The following is a 20128-nucleotide window of genomic DNA, read 5'->3' as shown; positions in this document are numbered from 1 at the left end:
TTAGCTTTGTTTTAAATAATTAATAATTCCTATGACATCATCCTGCCCGAAGCCTTTATCATGGGCATTTTGATAGGTTCGAATCAGGGTTTCAGACAGAGGAAAATCAGCTCCTGCGTTTTTAGCAAGAAGAATATCTTTCAGCATAAGATCAAGCGCAAATGCCGGGGCATACTGATCTGCGGTCAACATGGGTGTTTTTACCCTAGTAGCACCGCTTCCGCTGGCACTTTCATTGATTATTTCGAGCATATCTGATCGTTCAATTCCTAATTTCCCGGCCAGTAAAACGGTCTCTGCCAATCCCTGATAAATGGTTGCTAAGAAATAATTGATAGACAGTTTTCCGGCAATTCCTTTTCCATTGTCACCCAAATGTTTTACAGATTTTCCCATCTTCAGCAGATACGGCATAGCACGTTTTATACTTTCTTCTAGGCCGCCGGCCATAATAATTAATGTTCCTTCTTGTGCGGGTACTGTACTTCCTGCTACAGGAGCATCAATGAAAGAGGCTTCTTTTATCTTCAAAGATGTGGCTGTTTCTTTGGACGTTTCAGGAGAAATGGTACTCATATCTATAAAGAGCTTTCCTTGAATATCCAAAACCAGAATCTCCTCATAAACTGCTTTCACGGCAGTGTCATTGGTGAGCATCGTGAATATAATATCGCTGCTTTCTACCAGGTCTTTAATTTGGGTGCAGACTGTAGATTTTTCTTCAAAATCTTTAGCTTTTTCAGATGATCTGTTGTAAACGGAAAGTGGAAAGCCCGCTTTTTCAAGATTTTTGGCCATAGGATGTCCCATATTCCCTAATCCGATGAATCCGATTTTTTCTATTGCCATATTTTTCTATTTTATAATTAATTAAGTCTTTTATAGTGTAAATATCCTCAATAAGAAGAAGCTTAGTATCAGGTATAATGAATGAGATTTCAAAACACCTCTATTTTTATGCAAAATATCTACCAAATAGGGACTTTGTAACGTTAAGTTTTAATTATATTTTCTGTGAGAAACTTTTAAAACTGGAGAAACTTTCAGAAATTTGCCCCCAAATAAAAATCAATGAAGATCGTAGACCTTGAAAAATGGAACAGAAAGGAGCATTTTGAATTTTTTTCCGGTATGGCAAGCCCATATTTTGGATTTACTACAGAAGTAGACTGTACAAAAGCGTATGATACAGCTAAAGAAAAAGGGTATTCATTTTTTGCCTATTATTTTCACAAATCGATGGCAGCAATCAATACTGTTGACGAATTAAAACTCAGAATTGTAGATGGACAGGTTGTACAGTTTGATACTTTACATGCCGGCAGTACAATTGGAAGACCGGATGGAACTTTCGGATTTTCGTTTACCCGTTTTTCAGAAGATTTTGAAACGTTTAATGCTGCTTTGCAGGAAGAAATAAAAGGGGTACATGAGACTTCAGGATTGAGGATAAAGAATGAAAGATTGGGGAAAGATCATGTAAGACACACGACGATTCCATGGAATTCTTTCAGTGCAATCCTGCATCCTACAGACTTTAATACAACAGAATCGATCCCAAAAATTGCTTTTGGAAGATTTAATATCCGTGAGGGGAGAAAATATCTTCCGGTTTCTATTGAAGCGCATCATGGACTGGCCGACGGACTTCACCTTGCACAATATCTGGAAGAGTTTCAGAAACAACTTGATCAATAGCAGATCATTGCACCTTCTGAGGATGGGAGGGGGTAAGAGTGAATAAAAGTAAGTAAGCGTATTAACAAATTGACTCTTACAACTTCTCGTTCTTTCATTACGGGAAACCGTAAAGAATATTTTCAAATCTTCAATACATTTGAATCAATATTACTATATTAGAAAATTGATTTTACGATCAAAAGAACTAATTAACCAATAACTCAATTGTATTAAGATGAGCAATTTTGAAAATCCGGATTTACAAATTCTTACTTCCAAAGCAAGAGCCGATAAAGCGATCAATTCCCTGAAAGGACTTTTACTGGGAATTATTTCTGATGATATTATTGATGCCAGAGAGATGGATGAGCTGAGACTATGGGCCAAGGAACATTATGATCTGATCAACAGAAATCCGTTCCGTGAGTTTATGCTTTTAATTGAAAATACGGCGTCCAATGAAATCCCGGCTAAAGAAGCCGTTGAAGATCTCTATTGGCTGTGCCAGAAATATGAACATGACAGTATCTATTACAATGGAATTACTTCAGACTTACAGCTTTTACAGGGGATTTTCCATGGTATATTGGCTGATGGCATCCTGAATGACGAAGAAATCTTTAAACTTCATGAATGGCTGTCAGAGAATGAACATCTGAGTTCACATTATCCATACGATGAGATCAGAAGTCTTGTGTTATCAATCGTTGCGGACAAAAAAATAGATGATGAAGAAAGAGCGGTGCTGACAGCTTTTATCAAACAGTTTGTAGAATTAAAAAATACAGACATTGCTGAAAAAGTAGAAAGAGATACCGAAGGAGTTTCTATTTCCGGTATCTGCGCTGTAGATCCTGAAATTATTTTTGAAAATAAAACGTTCTGCATTACCGGAATTTTAAGCAGAGGAAGCCGAAACGAGCTACAGGAAGCCATTACAAACAAAGGTGGAATTGCTGTCAATACTATTTCCAGAAAGACCGACTATCTGATTATTGGAGACACCAACAATGCCTGCTGGAGCTATTCGTGCTACGGAAGAAAAGTGGAAAAAGCTTTAGACCTCAGAAAATCAGGGCACACCGTTGTTCTGGTTCATGAGTTTGATGTTTTTGATGCTGTTTGAAGAGAAAACTCTTCAGAATATTTCACAATGATAACTCCTGATGATACTATGCCGAACGATCAATTTTCATCCAATACAGATTCTTTTATTATTGATGTTTCCGGACAATCGGACAGCCCAATTGATTTTGGGACTGAACCTGCTTCCGGGAACTCTCCTGAGGACCAGAGTAGATCTTATAATCCGGATTCCTGGAAAATAGGAAAAAAATACAGCAGAAAACTCAGTCTTACTGAAGATCAGGCAGCCATGCTGGATAGAATGTCTTTTGCCGGAAATGTTTTCAATGAGATTGACTATTGCAAAATACAGATCATAAAGCAATTCTTGAGGTCTGTTGAATACCTCTACCAGAAATGTATTCCCGTTAACAAATCCTATCCGACCGTCATTGATGAGCTTTCGGAGATCATTGTCTGCCTCCGGTATCACTATAAAAAAGACAGCCTGAATTACAATTACACCTATCAGTCTGTACAAACAGAAATTTTCAATCATATTTTGAAATTATGTGAAAATACGGTCCGCGAAGTGTATGGTATTAAAAGGAAAATCAATACTGATTTTAATTATAATGATCCGGATATTCTTCACCAGTACCATAAAAAGATTGTTTCAAAGCTTGATGTTTTCCTTGCAGAAAACCACCATCAGATACTTGATGCCGATTACAAAACCAATATTATCCTCAATGAGAATAATACCAGCCGCTGGAAGACAAAATTTGATTTGATCAGGGATGATTATTCCAATCCATTGGCATTTGAAAGAGAAATTTTCAGACTTTCTGAGGTCAATGTTAAAAACCCATCTGTGGATGCTTTGTTTTTTGAAGCTTCAAAATTTGTAGCGGAACATGATAAAAACTCTGCATTAAGACTTTATATTCATTATCTGGAAAAGGATCTGAACTCTCCCAAATTTGACAAAAGAGATTTTCCCAAAAATATCCAGAAGAATCTGTTTCCAACGGAAGAGCTGCTTTCTGATTTTGAAAATATCCTGAATGAATTTATTGCCGGCAGAAACCTTAATCTAGCTCTTGAAAAAGCCAATCAGCTTTATCTTCCCAAAAGAAAGAGAATCACGATTGATCATGAAGCCATCAAAAATATCCAGGCACAGCATTCCGAAACGGCAACTATTTTAGGACAGATTCTGAATGACGAAAGTGAAGATGAAGTTACTTCCTTAAAAACGGCAGAAACAGCAGATCCGAAAGTGTTAACAATAACGATGGCACAACAGGTTACGGAAATTCAGAGTTCCAAATATAGTGATGAGCTTCATTTAACAGATATTCAAAAGGATATCCTTGACTTATTTGAAAAACACAGCTTCAATATACTTCAGGAAGATCTTCAGGATTTTATCAAAACAAAAGGCCTTTTTATGGGCTCTACCATAGATTCTATTAATGAATGCTGTTTTGAGACCCTTGATGATATTCTCATCGAGGAAGAAGATGAATATTTTATTATTAACCCCAATTATTACCAAAAACTTTTAAACAATGATTGACAATATTAAACCTAAAGAAGCGACTTCCATTATCAACTCACTGGTAAGCGGAGTCGTTCCGAAAATAGGAGTACAACATATTACGGTAGGAAGATCTGAAGAAATACATGCTTTTATCAACTCTCTGGAAGACGTCAAAAATGGTCTCAGTCTTGTAAAATTCTGGATCGGAGATTTCGGAAGCGGAAAGTCTTTTATGCTTCATCTTTTGAATACTGTGGCTTTAAAACAGAAGTTTGTGGTCGCCAATGCCGATTTTACACCGGATAACAGGCTCTATTCCAATGACGGGAAAAGCGTGATCCTATATTCTGCCATTATGGATAATATTGCGATCCAGACGAAGCCGGAGGGCGGAGCTTTGCAGACTTTACTTGAAAAATGGATTGAGCAGGTGATTGTAAAAACAGCAGAGGAAAACCATATCTCTCTGATGGACATCCGAAATGATCAGTATCTCGGTCTGATTCAGAATTCTATTATGAAAACGGTAAACGAGATTACAGAAATTGGCGGTTTTGATTTCGGGTCTGCTATTGTGAAATACTATGAAGGCTATATCAAAGGTGATGAACTATTGCGCAGAAATGCTTTAAAGTGGCTGAAAGGCGAATACAGCACGAAAACGGAAGCGAGACAAGACCTCGGAATCAGGGAGATTATCAATGACTCTAATTATTATGACATGCTTAAAAACTTCTGTAAGCTTTTTGTAAGCATGGGCTACAGCGGTTTTATGATCAATCTGGATGAAGCCATCAATCTGTATAAGATCTCTGTTACGGCTACCCGTGATAAAAACTATGAAAAAATCTTATCTATTTATAATGACTGTTTCCAAGGGAAAGTGGCCAATCTTTTCATCAATTTTGCCGGGACAAAAGAATTCCTGGAAAATGAAAGGAGAGGACTTTTCAGCTATCAGGCTTTGAAAACAAGGCTGGAATCCAATAAATTTGAAACTTCTGAGCTTCGTGATTTTGCACAGCCTGTGATCAAACTGATGCCCTTGAATCATAATGAGATCTTTGTGCTGCTCAAAAAACTGAAACTCATCTTCGATTTTAATTATAAAACAGAACTGAATATTACAGATGAAGAAATTTCTGCTTTTATGGAAGAAATTTTCAACAAACCAGGTGCCGCAGAATTCCTGACCCCAAGAGAAGTGATCAGAGATTTTTTGAATATCCTTAATATCATCAGACAAAATCCGGAAGTGGATAAAAGAAGGCTTTTCGGGGAAATTGAAATTGCAGACGAAAGACCAAATGATCTTATTCTCTTAGACAGTATTGAAGAACTATGACAGCCTTCAATTTGCTTTCCGAACCTATCAGAAAATATATAAGGGATAAGAAGTGGGAGAGTCTGAGACCTATTCAGGAGGCTTCTATCCAAAGGATTATTTCTACTGATAACAATTATATTTTAATATCCAGAACAGCTTCAGGGAAAACTGAGGCTGCTTTTCTGCCTATTTTATCCAAGGTTAATTTTAGGGAACCTGGTGTAAAAGTTCTGTATATTTCACCTTTGATTGCTTTGATCAATGACCAGTTTCTTCGGGTGGAAAGCCTTTGTGAATATCTGGACGTTCCTGTTACGAAATGGCATGGCGAAGCTTCTAAAGGTGCCAAAGACCGCCTTCTGAAAAGTCCGGAAGGCATTGTTCTCATCACTCCGGAGTCTCTGGAAGCCATGTTTGTGAATAAGCCTTATAATCTACACCATCTGTTTTCTGCTTTGGAATATATAGTTATTGATGAAATTCATTCTTTTTTAGGCTCCGACAGGGGAACTCATCTGCAATCCTTGCTGAACCGCCTTCAAAAGATCAACATCAAGAAATTCAGTATTGTAGGACTTTCGGCTACCGTAAGTGATGCTAATCAATACATTGAACTGAAAGAATTTCTTGGAGATCCGGACCGTACAAAAGTCATCAGAGATACCACTCCCAAGCCGATTAATGTCTTATTTAAATATTTTGCAGGCTCTGTTGAAGAACTGCCATTACCCTTATTAAAAGATCTGTACATCAGGACCAGAGATCGTAAAGTTTTAATATTTCCGAATGCCCGCGGAAGAGTGGAAGAAGTAGCAGTGAAGCTGAAGCAGATTTCAGAGAAAGTAGGCGGTCACAAGAATTATTTCTCACATCATTCTTCTGTGGATAAGGAAGTCCGTGAATATGTTGAGTTTTTTGCTAAAAATTCAACGTTACAGAACTTCTGTATTTCCTGTACTTCAACACTGGAACTGGGAATTGATATTGGGAATGTAGATGATGTGGTACAGATTGATGCTACCCACAGTATTGCTTCTTTAATTCAAAGAGTAGGAAGAAGCGGGAGAAGAGAGGGGAAAGCCAGCAATCTGTTTCTTTATGCTACAGAACCTTGGAGTTTATTGCAGTCTTTGGCCTGCTGGATGCTCTATCAGGAACAATACATAGAACCGGTTTCTGTAAACAAAAAACCTTATGATGTGTTGGTTCACCAGCTTTTGTCTATTGTGAAGGGATCTTCAGGGATTTCTACGACTCAGCTTCTGGATGAAATTGCTGGAAATTCAACATTTTCAAATATCAGTACTGAAGAAACAGAATACGTAATCAGGTATCTCACAAGTATTGATTTTTTTGAAAAACTGGGGCATGAACTCATCATTGGAATGGAAGGAGAGGAAGTGGTGAACAATAAAGATTTTTACAGCCTTTTTGATACGCCTGTATTTTTTAAAGTTTCCAGCAGTGGAGTGAAAATCGGAGAATTGCCTCTATCACCACAGATAAGAGAGAATGAAAATATTTATCTCTCTGCTAAAATATGGAGCATCAAGGATATTGATTATCAAACGAAGAAAATAGAAGTACTTCCTACCAAAGACGGGAAAAAGCCTAAGTTTTCCGGAGATGCAGCAGACACTGCTTATCAGATCAGGGAAAAGATGCTTGAGATTCTTATGTCAAAAGAAGAATATGAAATTCTGGACGAGGCTGCCCAACAAATCATTCTTCTTTTGCGAAGTGAATTTTCTTCGTTTAGCATCAATGATTTCAAAAAGGAGAGACCATTATTGGATCATAATGAAAAACTGACTTTCTATTCTTTTACAAGTTCAAAAATCAACCGAACTTTAAAATTACTATTGGATGGCTTGAAGATAGAAAGTACACTGGATGATAAAGACAGCTCCTTTGAAATAGAAGATCATACCGCAGAAGAGTTAAAAACAGCCTTAGCCCGTTCTGATATAGGTCAGAATATAGATGAAATTCTGACCGGGTTATTAGAAAAAAGTCCCCAAATTATCGACTTTTCTAAGTGGGGGAAATATCTCCCTGTAAACTATCAGGTAAAAGTTTTGAAGGAAAAATATTTCGATTTTGAAGGCTGTCATACCTATCTCAAAGACTTGAAAATTATAGAAAACAATCAATAATTATATTGGAAAGCCGGATTTAAAATAAATCCGGCTTTTTTCTTTTAAAAAATCCTTTTTTGTCTGTTTTACCATTCTTACTTATCCATTTCTATTCATTGGTCACAAATATGTTTCTATTAAGCCCAAAACATTGATCGAGATCATAAAAAGTAAACGCAGGAAGACTTTACATTTACAATAATTAAAATAGCAAAGCTAATAATTGGAAACAGGCTGATAAAAGCCGTTATGATATTTTGTTTATGGTGTAACGTGGTATCTATGTGGTATACAGTTTTAACAAAATTTTAATCATTTTTTCTTTCTTTGTCTATATAAAAATAAAACGAAATTCATATATGTAATTTTCTGCATTAACCATTTGTTAAAAACAAATAGGTATTGCAAATCATTAAGTTATATTGCATTTATGAATACATAGAAATCATTTTGTTTTGATAGTAAATTATCAGGAAACAGATTGATCGGAGAAAAAGACTTTATCCAGATGCGCAAAATATATTGCATCTAAAATAAGTAGAGATGAAAAAGTATTATGAAAAATAGAAAACCTGAAACTAACTTGGAGGATTTGGACCAGAAAATTCGTGTACAGGACGAAATAGTGGCACTAGCCAAAGCCAATTCGCCTCGTTTACTGAATAAATTCAGATTGGTATATCCTGATTTTTTTAAAAAATTATCTGCTATACAGCCTGGCCTTAAAAATTCTGAACTGATCTTTTGTATTTACCTGAAGCTGAATATGACAACAAAGGAAATAGCAACCTGCATCTTTGTTACCCCAAAAGCTATACAAAACAGGAAAAACAGGATCAGAAAAAAACTCAACATCGCTTCTGAATTTGATATCTACAAATGGTTTAATGAAATTTAAACCATTTTTTATGATTTAAAAGTCCAGAATCGCTTTATCCAGATCATGATAAAGAAGAATTTTCCAATTGTTTTCTCTGGCTTCTTTTTCCCATTGAAGTCGTAATTCCATTGCTTTTCTGCCATCGAAATCACTTTTATAAGCTAAATGATATTTTAGATAAGAAGCCTGGGGAAGATCATCGGCCCCGTAAAAAACGGTTTCTTCATTTTCTCTGATCCAGAAAACCTGCATAAAAGGAGTATGTCCGCCTACCACTTCATAGGAAATTTCATCTGTGATTTGTCCTTTATCTTCATCCATCCAGGTAATATTGGGAAGCTGAATCAGTTTTTCCAGCATATCAAAATCAAAAGAAGGATTGCCTTTCTTTTCCATCGCAAAATCCAGCTCTCGTTTCTGGATATAGATCTGTGCATTCGGAAAAGTTGCTTCAAAACCACTCTCTTTAAGCTTCACAGCTCCTTCAATATGATCTTTATGAAGGTGAGATAACAATAGTTTTGTGATTTGTTCAGGACGGATATTTTCTCTTTCCAGAATTTCTGAGACCACCGTTTTTCCGGACTCATTTTTCCAGCTAATCCCTGCATCCAGAAGGATATAATCATTTTCTGTAATGATAAGAAACGGCTGAACAGACATTTTGATTCCTCCGATTGTATCAAAATTTTCTTCTGTTAAAAGAGTGAAGTCTTTGGATTTACTGGCCGAAAAATTGCCTTCTTTGAGCGGAATGATTTTCATGATGCAAATTTCCTTAATATTTCTAATATTCAAAAGGTTTTTCATCGATATATATCATCAATAAAAACAATCATACAGCAGTATACTGACAGTATTCTAATGTATCACAGAATTCTGTATCATTCATAAAAATGTAAAGTCAGGGTGGCGAAATTTTCTTTTTTTAATGATTATCTTTGAGGTCTCAAAAATCTGACAGTCTACATGATGATCAAGTGTCAGATTACTTTCTATTGATTCAAATAAAATTGTAACATAATGCAGGAGAATTCTTCCCAAGGTATTTCCAGGACTGTCATCTGGCTGATGGCTATTATTTCCGGGCTTGTAGTGGCCAACAATTATTATAACCAGCCCTTGTTGGCGCTTATTTCGGAAGATTTTAAGGTTTCTGAAAGTGCTGCCAGCAAAATATCGGTGCTTACTCAGGTAGGGTATGCATTGGGACTGTTGCTGATTGTTCCATTAGGAGATAAGTTTTTCCGGAAGAGATTAATTTTAATAGACCTGTTTCTTGTTTTTGGATCGCTCTTATGGATGACTTTTGCCACTCAGTTATGGATGTTGTATGCAGCCAGTTTATTGATTGGAGCTACCTCGGTTATTCCACAGCTTTTTGTTCCTATTGCAGCAGAACTTTCTTCAGATAAAGAAAAATCGTCCAATATCGGATTGGTGATGTCCGGATTGTTACTGGGAATTCTTCTTTCCCGTTTTGTAGGAGGAATTGTAGGAGAAGTATGGGGATGGAGAGCGATGTTTGGTATTGCAGCAGGACTGATGATTCTGGTGTGGCTGGCTGTATATAAAATGCTTCCTGAGCTGTCACCTAATTTTAAAGGGAGCTACAAAGAACTGATGCGTTCTGTTGCCCATCTTGCCAGAACACAGCCTATTCTTCAGCTGGCATCATTTCGTGGAGCAATGGCATTCGGGTCTATGTGTGCTTTGTTTACAACATTGGTTTTCCATATGGAAAAACCGCCTTTCAATGCGGGATCTTCCGTTGTAGGAAGCTTTGGGCTGGCAGGAGCGGTAGGCGCCTTAGCGGCGGCAAAGGTGGGAAAACTTCAAAAGTATCTGGATATTAACCGAATTATATTGTATTCTTTACTGATTGTCATAGGAAGCTGGGGCTTTACCTATTTTGCAGGAGAAACTTATTGGGGACTGATTGTAGGAGTTATTCTTGTTGATCTGGGAGTACAATCGAGTCATATTATGAACCAGACCAATTATTTTCTGATTAAATCGAATGCTGTAAACAGATTGAATACAGTGTATATGGTTTCCTATTTCATTGGCGGATCATTGGGAACCTGGCTGGCTTCTATTGCCTGGCAAAAAGCTCAATGGAGTGGAGTATGCCTTGTAGGAACTGTATTTGGAATATTGGCTCTGATCGCACATATATTATTTTGTAAAAGAGTCAATAAAGCATAAATCAGAATTTGTTTTACACTTCTGATTCTTTTAAGTTTCGGGCTTCTTCCTGCCCCTGCATCAATTCTCTGTGTCTTCCTCCCCATTCATCAAGCTGTTTCCATATGGGGATGAGTTCTCTGGCTATAGCTGTCAATTCGTAATCTACCCTTGGAGGAACTTCTGCATGAACGGTTCTCGTTACTAAGCTTTCTTTTTCAAGCTCTCTCAGCTGAAGGGTAAGCATTCTTTCCGTTATTCCTGAAATAGAGTTTCGAAGCTCGCTGAAGCGCAATTTCCCGTCTTTTAACTTGTTTAAAATAATCAGCTTCCATCGTCCCCCGATTCTGCATACTGCATAACTCAAATCACATCCCTGTATATATTGTCGGTTGATATTATTCGTTGAATTTTCTTTTATTTTCCCCATTACTTACAAATTTGTTAGTACCATACATTTAGCTGTATACAGTGCAAATGTAAGGTTTGAGATTTAATTTTGCTGTTTAAAATAGAAAATATACAGCAGTAATGAACAATAGCGCTCATGTTCCCTGCAGAAATAATAATAAATTAAATCAAAATCAAAATGCAATTAACTCCTAAAATAACACAGATTTTAAATCATTTAGAAAAAATACAGCCGTTCAATCCACAAAATTCTTTAGATGGAGCCCGCAAATTTCTTGAAACCATGTCTCTTCAGCTTAGCGGTAAGAAAGAATCAGTGGCAATGATCGAAGAATTGAATATTCAGAAGGAAAACCATCAGATTCCTATTCGGATTTACCGTCCTAATGGAACAAAAACAGAGAAGTCATCAGCTATTATTTATATTCATGGAGGCTGGTTTATAGCAGGAGGATATGAGACTCATGATGCCGTAGTCCGTAAACTTGCCAATAAGACGGGTTCTGTGATTATATTTATAGATTACCGTCTTGCTCCTGAGCATCCTTTTCCGGCAGGTTTAAATGACTGTATTGACGGAATACAATGGGTAGCCGATAACGCAGAATCTATAGGAATTGATCCTGGTAAAATTGGAATCATAGGAGACAGTGCTGGCGGTGCATTGGCTACAGCCGTTTCCACCCAAATAGGAGGACAGTTCAGGTTTCAGGTATTAATTTATCCTGCAGCTGACAATCAGTTGAACTCAACATCATGGGAAACGTATGAAAATGGGCCGGTTCTTAATAAACAAGGCGGAATAGAAGCATGGGAATGGTATCTTCCAAAAGAAGAAAAAGAAAATCCTTTGGCGATTCCTGTGTTGATTAAAGATTTTAAAGAAACACCGCCTACTTTAGTGATTCTGGCAGAGCATGATCCACTTTTAGATGATGGCAAAACGCTTTCCCTGAATATGGAAAATGCAGGTGTTACGCTTAGAACAAGTTTTTACAAAGATATGGTTCATGGGTTTATGCATATGGGAGAACTTTTGGAGGAAGTACAATCAGCAGTGGATGAAATGGCAGTTTTTGCCACGCACCATTTTGAATCCGACAGAGAACAGTAACAATGAAAAAATACGCATATATTGGATGTCTGGGATTTATAGCAGTTATTACTACAGAATTTGGAGTTATCGGAATTCTCCCGCAAATTGCAGAACATTATAAAATCAGTATTGACAAGGCTGGATACCTGCTGAGTGCTTTTGCATTAATTATTGCTCTTACAGGACCTTTTATGACTTTACTTACATCAGGAATTGACCGTAAAAAGATAATGCTTACAGCCATTTTTATGTTTCTGGTTACAGGAATTGTGTCCTCTTTTTCACCTCCTTTCTGGCTGCTGCTGCTGGTGAGAATTTTACCGGCATTCCTTCAGCCTGTATATATTGCAACCGCCTTGTCAGTGGCAGTATCTCAGGTAGATGACCGTAAAAAGAATGAACTGATGGGGATTGTTTTTAATGGAGTTGCTATTGCTATGGTCACTACGGTTCCTTTTGCAACGTGGATAGCCGGGCTTTGGTCCTGGGAATATTCATTCATGATACAAGCTGCTGTAAGTTTGATTGCTTTAATGAGTATTTATTTTCTTCTTCCATCCATGCCGGTGAAAGAGAAAAAATCGTACGGAAACCAGGTCAGAATATTGAAGCATCCTCCATTTATTCTGAGTACTCTGACGAATTTTTTCATGATTACAGCATGGTTTTCTACCTACAGTTATTTTGCCGATTATCTGAACAAGGCCAAAGGAATGGATACTTCAATGGTAAGCTATATGCTGCTTCTCTTTGGTGGTATCGGAATCATTGCGAATGGTGTTGCCGGTAAAATGCTCAATAAGAACGTTGCAAGAACTACCGCTTTTTTTCTTTCGGGAACCATTATAGTGCCTGTGCTTTTATATTTTTCTGATGGAAATTTATTCGCAACCATTGCAGTGATCGGAATCTGGGGTTTTCTGTATTCACCCAGCTTTTTGAATGCCTCCACCTATATGATCTTTTCCGCACCGGACTCTCTGGAATTTGCCAACAGCCTTGCTACGTCATTTGGAAATCTGGGGGTAACCCTGGGAACGACAATAGGAGGGTGGATCATCATGACAAAAGGAGTAGAGTATATTCCCTGGATAGGTTTTGTTTTCGGGCTTCTTGCATTTTTGATGATGATTTTAAAAAGTGCAGTTGAGAAACGAAAACAGATGCTTTCCACGTGTCAGAATTAAATTGTAACAAATTTTGTTACATTGATAAATTGTAGTAACTTTGCACTATTAATTTGATGTAAAATTGAATACAATGAAAATAGAAATCTGGTCGGACGTAATGTGTCCGTTTTGTTATATCGGAAAAAATAATTTTGAACAGGCTTTGAGTAAACTTCCTTTCAGGGATAAAGTAGAAATAGAGTGGAAGAGTTTCCAGCTGGACCCCACTTTAGATCCACAAAAGACTCAGGATACCATTCAGTATTTTAGAGAAAAGAAAGGAGTTCCAGAAGCTCAGGCTAGTCAAATGCTTGGTCAGGTTACCCAAATGGGAAAAGATGCCGGAATTGACTTTAACTTTGGGAAAACGCTGATCACTAATACTTTTAGTGCTCACAAATTGCTTCATTTGGCTAAAAAGCACAACAAATCCAATGAGATGGAAGAAGCATTATTTATCGCTCATTTTATCGACGGTAAAAATGTAGGAGATTTGGACGTTTTAGTTTCCCTTGCCGAAAGTTTAGGAATTGATACAAAAGAAGCTAGGGAGGCGGTTACAACAGATCAATTGGATGATGAAGTGAACCAGGATATTCAGGAAGCAAGAAACAACGGTGTTTCCGGAGTTCCATTTTTTGTTCTGAATGGTAAATATGCTGTTTCAGGAGCGCAGCCTGTAGACGTATTTGAAAATGCACTTCAGCAGACGTATAAAGAAACAGTAAGTCCGTTTAAAGATCTTTCCGGCGACAGCGGAGCTTCCTGTGACGCTGATGGATGCAGTATTTAAGATATCAGAACCCCAAAATAGATCTATTTTGGGGTTTTTAATTTAATATAGTCTCGTATCTTTGTCATACAGTCTCAACCGCTGTATAAATCTAATTTCTCAATGATAAAAATTAACAACGAAACCCATTATTCAATTGATGATACCCTTTTTGTTTTTGCATTAGATTCTGAAGCAGGAACCGTATTTGATGATAAAAATAAATTGATTACAGGGATTGGAAAAGTAAATGCAGCGATCGAATTAACCAAAGAAATTAACACAAAAAAACCTAAACTGATCGTGAATTTAGGATCTGCCGGAAGTAAAGGTTTTCACAAAGGAGAGGTCATATGCTGTACAAAATTTATCCAGAGAGATATGGATGTAAGAGGGCTGGGATTCAAACTCTATGAAACCCCGCTATCAGGAGTACCGCCTGTACTGGAATATGGTCTTAAAATGGATGCTTTACAAGAAGGAATCTGCGGAAGTGGCGATAGTTTCGAAATGAACCATTCTGAAACGGATTATAATATTGTAGATATGGAAGCCTATCCGCTGGCATTGATTGCTCAAAAAGAGAATATTCCGTTCCTATGTCTGAAATATATTTCTGATGATGCAGGAAGTGACGCTGCAGACGATTGGAGTGTACAGGTTCATCTGGCTTCTGAAGCATTCAGGAAAATACTGTTCTCATCAATAGAAGTTGTTTAAACTTTTTATATAAACCATAAAAGATGAAACAATTATATTATTTAAATTAGAAGAATAAATAAATATTATGTCATCAATTATCATCAACAAAGCTTCTTCTGAAGACCTGGAAATTGTACAAAACCTCGGAATACAAACTTTTTCAGAAACATTTGCAGAAGATAATACTGAAGAGGCTATGAAAAAGTACCTGGAAGAAAGTTTCAATACCGAAAAAATAAAATCGGAGTTGAGTAATCCCAATTCCTTTTTTTATATTGCCTGGGAAGAGGACATTCCCGTGGGCTATCTGAAATTGAATTCCGGGAAGGCACAGACTGAACTTCAGGATGAAACCAGCCTGGAAATTGAAAGGATTTATGTAAAGAAAAGCCATCATGGAAAAAAAGTGGGTCAACTTCTTTACCACCAAGCTTTAGAGACGGCTCAGCATCTTCATAAAGCTTATCTGTGGCTGGGCGTCTGGGAAGAAAACCTAAGAGCAATCAATTTTTACAGGAAAAATGGATTTGTTGAATTTGATAAGCATATTTTCAAACTGGGAGAAGAAGAACAGACTGATCTGATGATGAAAAAGATACTGGATTAGAAAGGTTTATGCTAATTTTATTTACCGCAGATAATGATGTAGTAAAACAAAATATTTCAAAATGAACATTTCAGAGTTTGTAAAACAAATCAAGCAATATTATCCGTTATCCGAAGAAACGGTTAAAGCTTTACTGGCTATCTGTACTGAAGATTACTACGATAAAAATGATATTCTGCTGAAATCAGGTTCCATGGCAAGATATTATTATTTTCTACGATCGGGACTGATTGGATATTACACGGTGGATGAGCAAGGAAATAATATTTATAAAATTTTCTTTGAAGAAAACAGCTTTGTAGCCTCCACCGCTTCTATTATTAAAAATGTACCCAGCGACTTCAACATCGTTGCACTTGAAGACTGTTCCGTTATAAAATATCCTGTAAAAGCATATCGGGAATTGCTCGAAAAGTATCATGACCTGGCGCTTTTTCATATGCACTATTTAGAAAAAAACTGGGTGGTGAAAAAAGAGCCTTTGGAAGTCTCTCTGAAATACGAAACCGCAAAACAGCGTTATGTACAATTGCTTGAAAATGAATCATTGTACAGCAGATTAAAACAGCATCATATTGCTTCTTATCTGGGAATTACGCCTACACAGCTAAGCAGGATAAAAAAGGAAATATACTGATATTCCTAAACCGGAGTGAAAAATAAATTAGCAAAAGCTTCAACATATGTTGAGGCTTTTTTCTTTTTTATATTACAATTTTGCTATGTCATAAGATCATTGGTACGCAATATGTTTTAAAAATATTAGAATACTATTGATTCTATGATTAGTATTAATTAAATATTTTTCAACATGAAGAAGCTTATCAACATTGTATTTGTACTCACTGCGTTTATTCAGGTATCAGCGCAAAAAATTATTCATCAGGAGATTTTCAGTCCAAAAATGAATAAAAAGATCAAAACGGTTATCATTACACCAGATCTTCAACCTAATACAACCTATCCGTCGGTTTATATTCTTCATGGTTTCAGTGGCAATCCGGACCGGATTATTAAACAGGATATTCCGGATTTGGTTCAGAAAGCTCAGGAATACAAAACAATCTATGTCCTTCCGGATGGAAATTACAGTTCATGGTATGCAGACAGTCCGATTGTTAAAGACTCGCAATATCAAACTTTTATTGGAAAAGAACTGGTAGATTTTATGGATAAAAATTATCCTGTGAAATCTGAGAAAAAGTTCCGGGGCATTTTAGGATGGAGTATGGGAGGCTATGGTGCCACTAATATTGGGGTTACCTATAACAAGACTTTCGGTATCGTAGGAAGTTCATGTGGAGCTTTGGACTTCAATTCTTTTGGGGAAGGATATCAGAAATATATGGTAAATAAAGTGCTGGGACCTTTGGAATCTTTGAATCCCAATTTTCTTACAGACAGTAAAATAAAACTGATGGCTGGTGCCGGACAGCAATATATTTTCGATTGTGGTACAGAAGATACCCAAATGATCAATATGAACAGAAATTTTCATAAAAAGTTGACAGAAATGAAGATTCAGCATCTCTACACAGAATCTTTAGGAGGACATACTACAGAATACTGGAGCAGATCCTTATCAGAACAGCTGGCTCTATTTAACAGATTCTTTAAATAATTAGCCGTATAAAAATGATAAAACCTCATGTACACGCATGAGGTTTTATTGTTTATAAGATTTATTATAGATTATTACTCCTTCGAAAAGGTATATTTTGAAGATTCTCCCTGGCTGAAATCCATCTTACGGTTTTCAAGATCAAAAGCCATTCTAATGCCTGCACCATCAAACTTAAAAATATGATTTTCATAGGCTGCCAGTTCAAATGCATTCTGTCCTTCTGCCAATGCCTGCCCGTAAAGAGAACCGTTTTGAACAAATACTTTTATTTTCATAGGGAAGTCAGCAGTTGAATACACTCCGGTATAAGCCTGTAACTGATCAGTAGTTAGGGTCGCTTTTTTGAGATTTTCTACACCTAATTTTTCATGATAAAGAACTTTTCGTACATCATCACCAGGAATCTTTGTCTGCGGAGTGCTATTATTCTGAAGTATAATAAAGGTTTTATCATTGTCAAGATGTCTTTCTATAAAGGTTGTATAACCGGCCCAGCCTCCGGAATGGTTTGCTATTTTCCCATACTTGCTCGTCTTTTTAACAAACCATCCAAACCCATAGTTGCTTGCTTTTCCGTTTGCGGTAGTGACATCATTAAATATCAGCTTCTTATCATTTTCATTCACCAGTTTGTCGGTATATAAAGCTCTGTCCCATTTCAGAAGATCTTCGAGGGTAGAATTTACCATACCATCACCTACAATTCCATCCAGATAATATGTGTAATATTGTTTTCCATGACTGTCCAAAAGAACTTTTTTCCCGGAATTGTCTGCTTCATAGCCCAGGGCATAATTGGAAATGGATTGTGGCTGATATCGGCTTCTATACACTAAAGTATGCTTCATATCCAATGGTTTAAAAATATTCTGGTTCAGAAACTCCCCAAACGATTTTTTAGAAACCCTCTCAATAATACTTGCTAAAAAGGCATATCCTGTATTGCTGTATTCAAACTGTTGATTGGGTTCAAATTCCAAGGCAGGTTTGGATTTTGCAAATTCCTTGATGATATCATCATTCACAGCAATTTTACTTTTATCCCAATTCTTTTCGAATAACTCCATATAATCGGGAAGCCCGCTGGTATGATTCAAAAGATTTCTGACAGTGATTTTATCATAAAAAGCCAGTTCAGGAAGGTATTTGGATATTTTGTCGTCATAATTCAGCTTTCCGGCCTTCTGCAAAAGAACAATGCCCATAGCGGTAAACTGCTTAGATACAGAAGCGAGTTCAAAAGTACTCTGCAGATTGAGAGGGCGCTTTGCTTCTTCATCTGCCATCCCATAGCTCTTTTTGAAGATAGGGTTGCCCTTCTCGGCAACCAGTACATTTCCGTTGAACTTTTTCTGATCATGAAGTGCTGTAAAAATGCTGTCCAGTGTTTTGGCTTCATTTTGGGCATAGGTACCAATAGCAAACAATACGAGCGGAAGGCTGATTATTTTTCTTGAAATTAAGTTTGTCATGATGATTAGTTTTTAAAGAAAATATTGATCTGTTAATTTTCATTTATATCTGTCGTATGGGAACAGCATATGTTTCATGAAAGAATAATTTATTTATTCTTTTTTTAATCTCTTTAAGTGGTAATCCTTGTCAAGGTTTTAAACCTTGACAAGGATCAAGATGACTTTTAAATTTAAACAGGAAAATAAAAACCCTTTTTAAGCATTGCTTAAAAAGGGTTTGAGTTGATTGATTGATATTCAAAAGTGCTAACAAGTCAGCATATTAAAAATGTTGAAAGTTTTTACCCAAATGCTCTTCTATCACAAAGAACGGATCTTCTGTAAGGGTATGTGCTCTCATATCGATAAGACTCACTTTACTCATCATGCGAAGCATAATTCTTCTCTCGCATGGCTGTTCTATACCATCTATATTTCTTACTCCAGCACGGAAAGCTGATCTTCCATGGGCACAAAGATGGTTATTAACCAAAATAACATCTCCTGCCTGTGGGGTAAATCCTGAGTAAATTAAATGTCTGGCTTCTTCCCAGAACTCACTCAGAGAATGGTGAGCTTCGTCCGTCTGTCTGATACTGGAATTGAAAAGCTGTTCAGCGGCATCAAATCTCATAAAAGGAAGACTGGAATTACCATACAATACAGCATCTAATGTCTCTTCTTCATTCTCTCCCGTTTCAAGATTCGCATCTTTCGGGATTTTATAAATACGGTCAAAAAGAGGTTTGTAATTTTCACCAATCGATTCGTGAGAGCGGATTGAATAGAGAGTAGAAGGAACCTGTTCCTCATTACGTACATACATAAAACTTAAAAAGTCTGCCTGATGTTTCAGGAAAGCATCTTCGGTATGTACATACAAATCTGTTGAAGATCCTGATCCTGTCTGCGTTTCTTTCATTCTTTCATCAGGAATGATGGCATGTATCAATCCACCTCCTTTACGCTGTGAATAATATTGTACAGGCTTTGATGGAAGTGCACCATGAATAAGTGCGCATGCAAAACCGTATAAATTGAATTTTGAATAATCTGCAGACTGCCAATTAGAAGGAGTAGAACCAATATCCTCCTGATCTATATCCATTAATCCAGTGAGGATCAATGCTCCGTACTGATTTTTAGAAAAGTCACTCGCAAAATCAGCCGCTATGTTTAAAATCCTTTCCGGTAAGAAATAGGATGCCAGTTGATGAACATGTCTTATAAAGTCGCGGTTTTCATAACTGTCATATTTTTTCTGAAGATGCTGTGCTGCATCTTTTATCATTCTTCTCTCCTGTGGGGTGACTTCTATGACCGTAGGAAGCAGTTTTACCGCTGTTGAACAGTCTTTATCTAAAATTTCTGTAGAATTCATTAAAAAAAATTTGGTGTTAACTAATAATTTTTATCTTTGTTTTTAATTATTCTAAATAACAATAGCCGGTTCAAATTTATGAATAATAA

General features: G+C 36.7%; 19 protein-coding genes. 14 read left to right on the top strand and 5 right to left on the bottom strand.

All coding sequences use genetic code 11. The annotated features are described in order from the left end of the window. Entirely contained in the window at window positions 1–849 is an 849-nt protein-coding gene (locus tag AC07UM_RS00240; protein ID WP_494683010.1) for an NAD(P)-dependent oxidoreductase, read from the bottom strand. Window positions 850–1071: 222 nt separating this feature from the next. Here AC07UM_RS00240 and AC07UM_RS00235 point away from each other — a divergent pair, with 222 nt between their 5' ends. The 6 genes from AC07UM_RS00235 to AC07UM_RS00210 all read left to right on the top strand — a co-directional run bounded on the left by AC07UM_RS00235 (window position 1072) and on the right by AC07UM_RS00210 (window position 8654). Further along, the gene (locus AC07UM_RS00235) at window positions 1072–1698 is read left to right on the top strand and encodes a CatA-like O-acetyltransferase (RefSeq protein ID WP_494683011.1); all 627 of its coding nucleotides are present in this window, start codon (window positions 1072–1074) and stop codon (window positions 1696–1698) included. A gap of 217 nt (window positions 1699–1915) precedes the next feature. Then, window positions 1916–2806: a BRCT domain-containing protein gene (locus AC07UM_RS00230; protein WP_494683012.1), complete on the top strand. Its 891-nt coding sequence runs from the start codon at window positions 1916–1918 to the stop codon at window positions 2804–2806. Between the two features lie 27 nt (window positions 2807–2833). Further along, window positions 2834–4327, top strand: a complete 1494-nt coding sequence (locus AC07UM_RS00225; protein ID WP_494683013.1) for a tellurite resistance TerB C-terminal domain-containing protein — start codon at window positions 2834–2836, stop codon at window positions 4325–4327. Beyond that, on the top strand, window positions 4320–5636 hold the full coding sequence (locus AC07UM_RS00220; RefSeq protein WP_494683014.1) for an ATP-binding protein: 1317 nt from the start codon (window positions 4320–4322) through the stop codon (window positions 5634–5636). The genes AC07UM_RS00225 and AC07UM_RS00220 overlap by 8 nt, the downstream gene beginning before the upstream one ends. Beyond that, on the top strand, window positions 5633–7774 hold the full coding sequence (locus AC07UM_RS00215) for a DEAD/DEAH box helicase (RefSeq protein WP_494683015.1): 2142 nt from the start codon (window positions 5633–5635) through the stop codon (window positions 7772–7774). Before AC07UM_RS00220 ends, AC07UM_RS00215 begins: the two co-directional genes overlap by 4 nt. A gap of 538 nt (window positions 7775–8312) precedes the next feature. Next, window positions 8313–8654 carry a helix-turn-helix transcriptional regulator gene (locus tag AC07UM_RS00210; RefSeq protein WP_494683016.1) on the top strand — a complete coding sequence of 114 codons (342 nt, stop codon included), beginning with the start codon at window positions 8313–8315 and terminating at the stop codon, window positions 8652–8654. Window positions 8655–8669: 15 nt separating this feature from the next. Here the strand turns inward: AC07UM_RS00210 and AC07UM_RS00205 are convergent, their stop codons facing one another. Beyond that, window positions 8670–9401: an MBL fold metallo-hydrolase gene (locus AC07UM_RS00205; RefSeq protein ID WP_494683017.1), complete on the bottom strand. Its 732-nt coding sequence runs from the start codon at window positions 9399–9401 to the stop codon at window positions 8670–8672. A 258-nt stretch (window positions 9402–9659) separates the two neighbouring features. On the opposite strand from AC07UM_RS00205, the gene AC07UM_RS00200 reads away from it, so the two are divergent. After that, window positions 9660–10844 carry an MFS transporter gene (locus AC07UM_RS00200; protein WP_494683018.1) on the top strand — a complete coding sequence of 395 codons (1185 nt, stop codon included), beginning with the start codon at window positions 9660–9662 and terminating at the stop codon, window positions 10842–10844. Between the two features lie 13 nt (window positions 10845–10857). Here the strand turns inward: AC07UM_RS00200 and AC07UM_RS00195 are convergent, their stop codons facing one another. Continuing rightward, a complete protein-coding gene (locus AC07UM_RS00195; protein WP_494683019.1) occupies window positions 10858–11253 on the bottom strand; it encodes a winged helix-turn-helix transcriptional regulator in 396 nt (131 codons plus the stop codon). A gap of 159 nt (window positions 11254–11412) precedes the next feature. On the opposite strand from AC07UM_RS00195, the gene AC07UM_RS00190 reads away from it, so the two are divergent. From AC07UM_RS00190 to AC07UM_RS00160, 7 genes are all read left to right on the top strand, one after another. Next, window positions 11413–12348, top strand: coding sequence for an alpha/beta hydrolase (locus tag AC07UM_RS00190; protein WP_494683020.1), 936 nt, complete (start codon window positions 11413–11415; stop codon window positions 12346–12348). Between the two features lie 2 nt (window positions 12349–12350). After that, complete coding sequence (locus AC07UM_RS00185) at window positions 12351–13517, top strand: MFS transporter (RefSeq protein ID WP_494683021.1); 1167 nt, start codon at window positions 12351–12353, stop codon at window positions 13515–13517. Window positions 13518–13590: 73 nt separating this feature from the next. Continuing rightward, a complete protein-coding gene (locus AC07UM_RS00180; RefSeq protein ID WP_494683022.1) occupies window positions 13591–14292 on the top strand; it encodes a DsbA family oxidoreductase in 702 nt (233 codons plus the stop codon). A 102-nt stretch (window positions 14293–14394) separates the two neighbouring features. After that, window positions 14395–14991, top strand: coding sequence for a 5'-methylthioadenosine/S-adenosylhomocysteine nucleosidase family protein (locus AC07UM_RS00175; protein ID WP_494683023.1), 597 nt, complete (start codon window positions 14395–14397; stop codon window positions 14989–14991). A gap of 67 nt (window positions 14992–15058) precedes the next feature. Continuing rightward, on the top strand, window positions 15059–15580 hold the full coding sequence (locus AC07UM_RS00170; protein ID WP_494683024.1) for a GNAT family N-acetyltransferase: 522 nt from the start codon (window positions 15059–15061) through the stop codon (window positions 15578–15580). A 61-nt stretch (window positions 15581–15641) separates the two neighbouring features. After that, window positions 15642–16217 (top strand): Crp/Fnr family transcriptional regulator, encoded by a 576-nt coding sequence (locus tag AC07UM_RS00165; RefSeq protein ID WP_494683025.1) that lies wholly within the window; start codon window positions 15642–15644, stop codon window positions 16215–16217. A 174-nt stretch (window positions 16218–16391) separates the two neighbouring features. Beyond that, window positions 16392–17201: an alpha/beta hydrolase gene (locus tag AC07UM_RS00160; RefSeq protein ID WP_494683026.1), complete on the top strand. Its 810-nt coding sequence runs from the start codon at window positions 16392–16394 to the stop codon at window positions 17199–17201. Window positions 17202–17275: 74 nt separating this feature from the next. On the opposite strand, the gene AC07UM_RS00155 is transcribed toward AC07UM_RS00160, so the two are convergent. Then, complete coding sequence (locus AC07UM_RS00155; protein ID WP_494683027.1) at window positions 17276–18676, bottom strand: serine hydrolase domain-containing protein; 1401 nt, start codon at window positions 18674–18676, stop codon at window positions 17276–17278. A gap of 265 nt (window positions 18677–18941) precedes the next feature. Beyond that, window positions 18942–20039 (bottom strand): Fe(II)-2OG oxygenase family protein, encoded by a 1098-nt coding sequence (locus AC07UM_RS00150; RefSeq protein ID WP_494683028.1) that lies wholly within the window; start codon window positions 20037–20039, stop codon window positions 18942–18944. Between the last annotated feature and the right edge of the window lie 89 nt (window positions 20040–20128).

It is taken from the genome of Chryseobacterium sp. GW821-FHT04C04 (assembly GCF_059420365.1).
Note: the sequence above shows the minus strand (reverse complement) of the source record. Positions and strands in the feature narration are given on the sequence as shown.

Excerpts from the sequence above, each read along its gene's own strand:
- AC07UM_RS00240 (WP_494683010.1), bottom strand. The coding sequence starts at position 849 with ATGGCAATAGAAAAAATCGGATTCATCGGATTAGGGAATATGGGACAT.
- AC07UM_RS00235 (WP_494683011.1), top strand. The coding sequence starts at position 1,072 with ATGAAGATCGTAGACCTTGAAAAATGGAACAGAAAGGAGCATTTTGAA.
- AC07UM_RS00230 (WP_494683012.1), top strand. The coding sequence starts at position 1,916 with ATGAGCAATTTTGAAAATCCGGATTTACAAATTCTTACTTCCAAAGCA.
- AC07UM_RS00225 (WP_494683013.1), top strand. The coding sequence starts at position 2,834 with ATGATAACTCCTGATGATACTATGCCGAACGATCAATTTTCATCCAAT.
- AC07UM_RS00220 (WP_494683014.1), top strand. The coding sequence starts at position 4,320 with ATGATTGACAATATTAAACCTAAAGAAGCGACTTCCATTATCAACTCA.
- AC07UM_RS00215 (WP_494683015.1), top strand. The coding sequence starts at position 5,633 with ATGACAGCCTTCAATTTGCTTTCCGAACCTATCAGAAAATATATAAGG.
- AC07UM_RS00210 (WP_494683016.1), top strand. The coding sequence starts at position 8,313 with ATGAAAAATAGAAAACCTGAAACTAACTTGGAGGATTTGGACCAGAAA.
- AC07UM_RS00205 (WP_494683017.1), bottom strand. The coding sequence starts at position 9,401 with ATGAAAATCATTCCGCTCAAAGAAGGCAATTTTTCGGCCAGTAAATCC.
- AC07UM_RS00200 (WP_494683018.1), top strand. The coding sequence starts at position 9,660 with ATGCAGGAGAATTCTTCCCAAGGTATTTCCAGGACTGTCATCTGGCTG.
- AC07UM_RS00195 (WP_494683019.1), bottom strand. The coding sequence starts at position 11,253 with ATGGGGAAAATAAAAGAAAATTCAACGAATAATATCAACCGACAATAT.
- AC07UM_RS00190 (WP_494683020.1), top strand. The coding sequence starts at position 11,413 with ATGCAATTAACTCCTAAAATAACACAGATTTTAAATCATTTAGAAAAA.
- AC07UM_RS00185 (WP_494683021.1), top strand. The coding sequence starts at position 12,351 with ATGAAAAAATACGCATATATTGGATGTCTGGGATTTATAGCAGTTATT.
- AC07UM_RS00180 (WP_494683022.1), top strand. The coding sequence starts at position 13,591 with ATGAAAATAGAAATCTGGTCGGACGTAATGTGTCCGTTTTGTTATATC.
- AC07UM_RS00175 (WP_494683023.1), top strand. The coding sequence starts at position 14,395 with ATGATAAAAATTAACAACGAAACCCATTATTCAATTGATGATACCCTT.
- AC07UM_RS00170 (WP_494683024.1), top strand. The coding sequence starts at position 15,059 with ATGTCATCAATTATCATCAACAAAGCTTCTTCTGAAGACCTGGAAATT.
- AC07UM_RS00165 (WP_494683025.1), top strand. The coding sequence starts at position 15,642 with ATGAACATTTCAGAGTTTGTAAAACAAATCAAGCAATATTATCCGTTA.
- AC07UM_RS00160 (WP_494683026.1), top strand. The coding sequence starts at position 16,392 with ATGAAGAAGCTTATCAACATTGTATTTGTACTCACTGCGTTTATTCAG.
- AC07UM_RS00155 (WP_494683027.1), bottom strand. The coding sequence starts at position 18,676 with ATGACAAACTTAATTTCAAGAAAAATAATCAGCCTTCCGCTCGTATTG.
- AC07UM_RS00150 (WP_494683028.1), bottom strand. The coding sequence starts at position 20,039 with ATGAATTCTACAGAAATTTTAGATAAAGACTGTTCAACAGCGGTAAAA.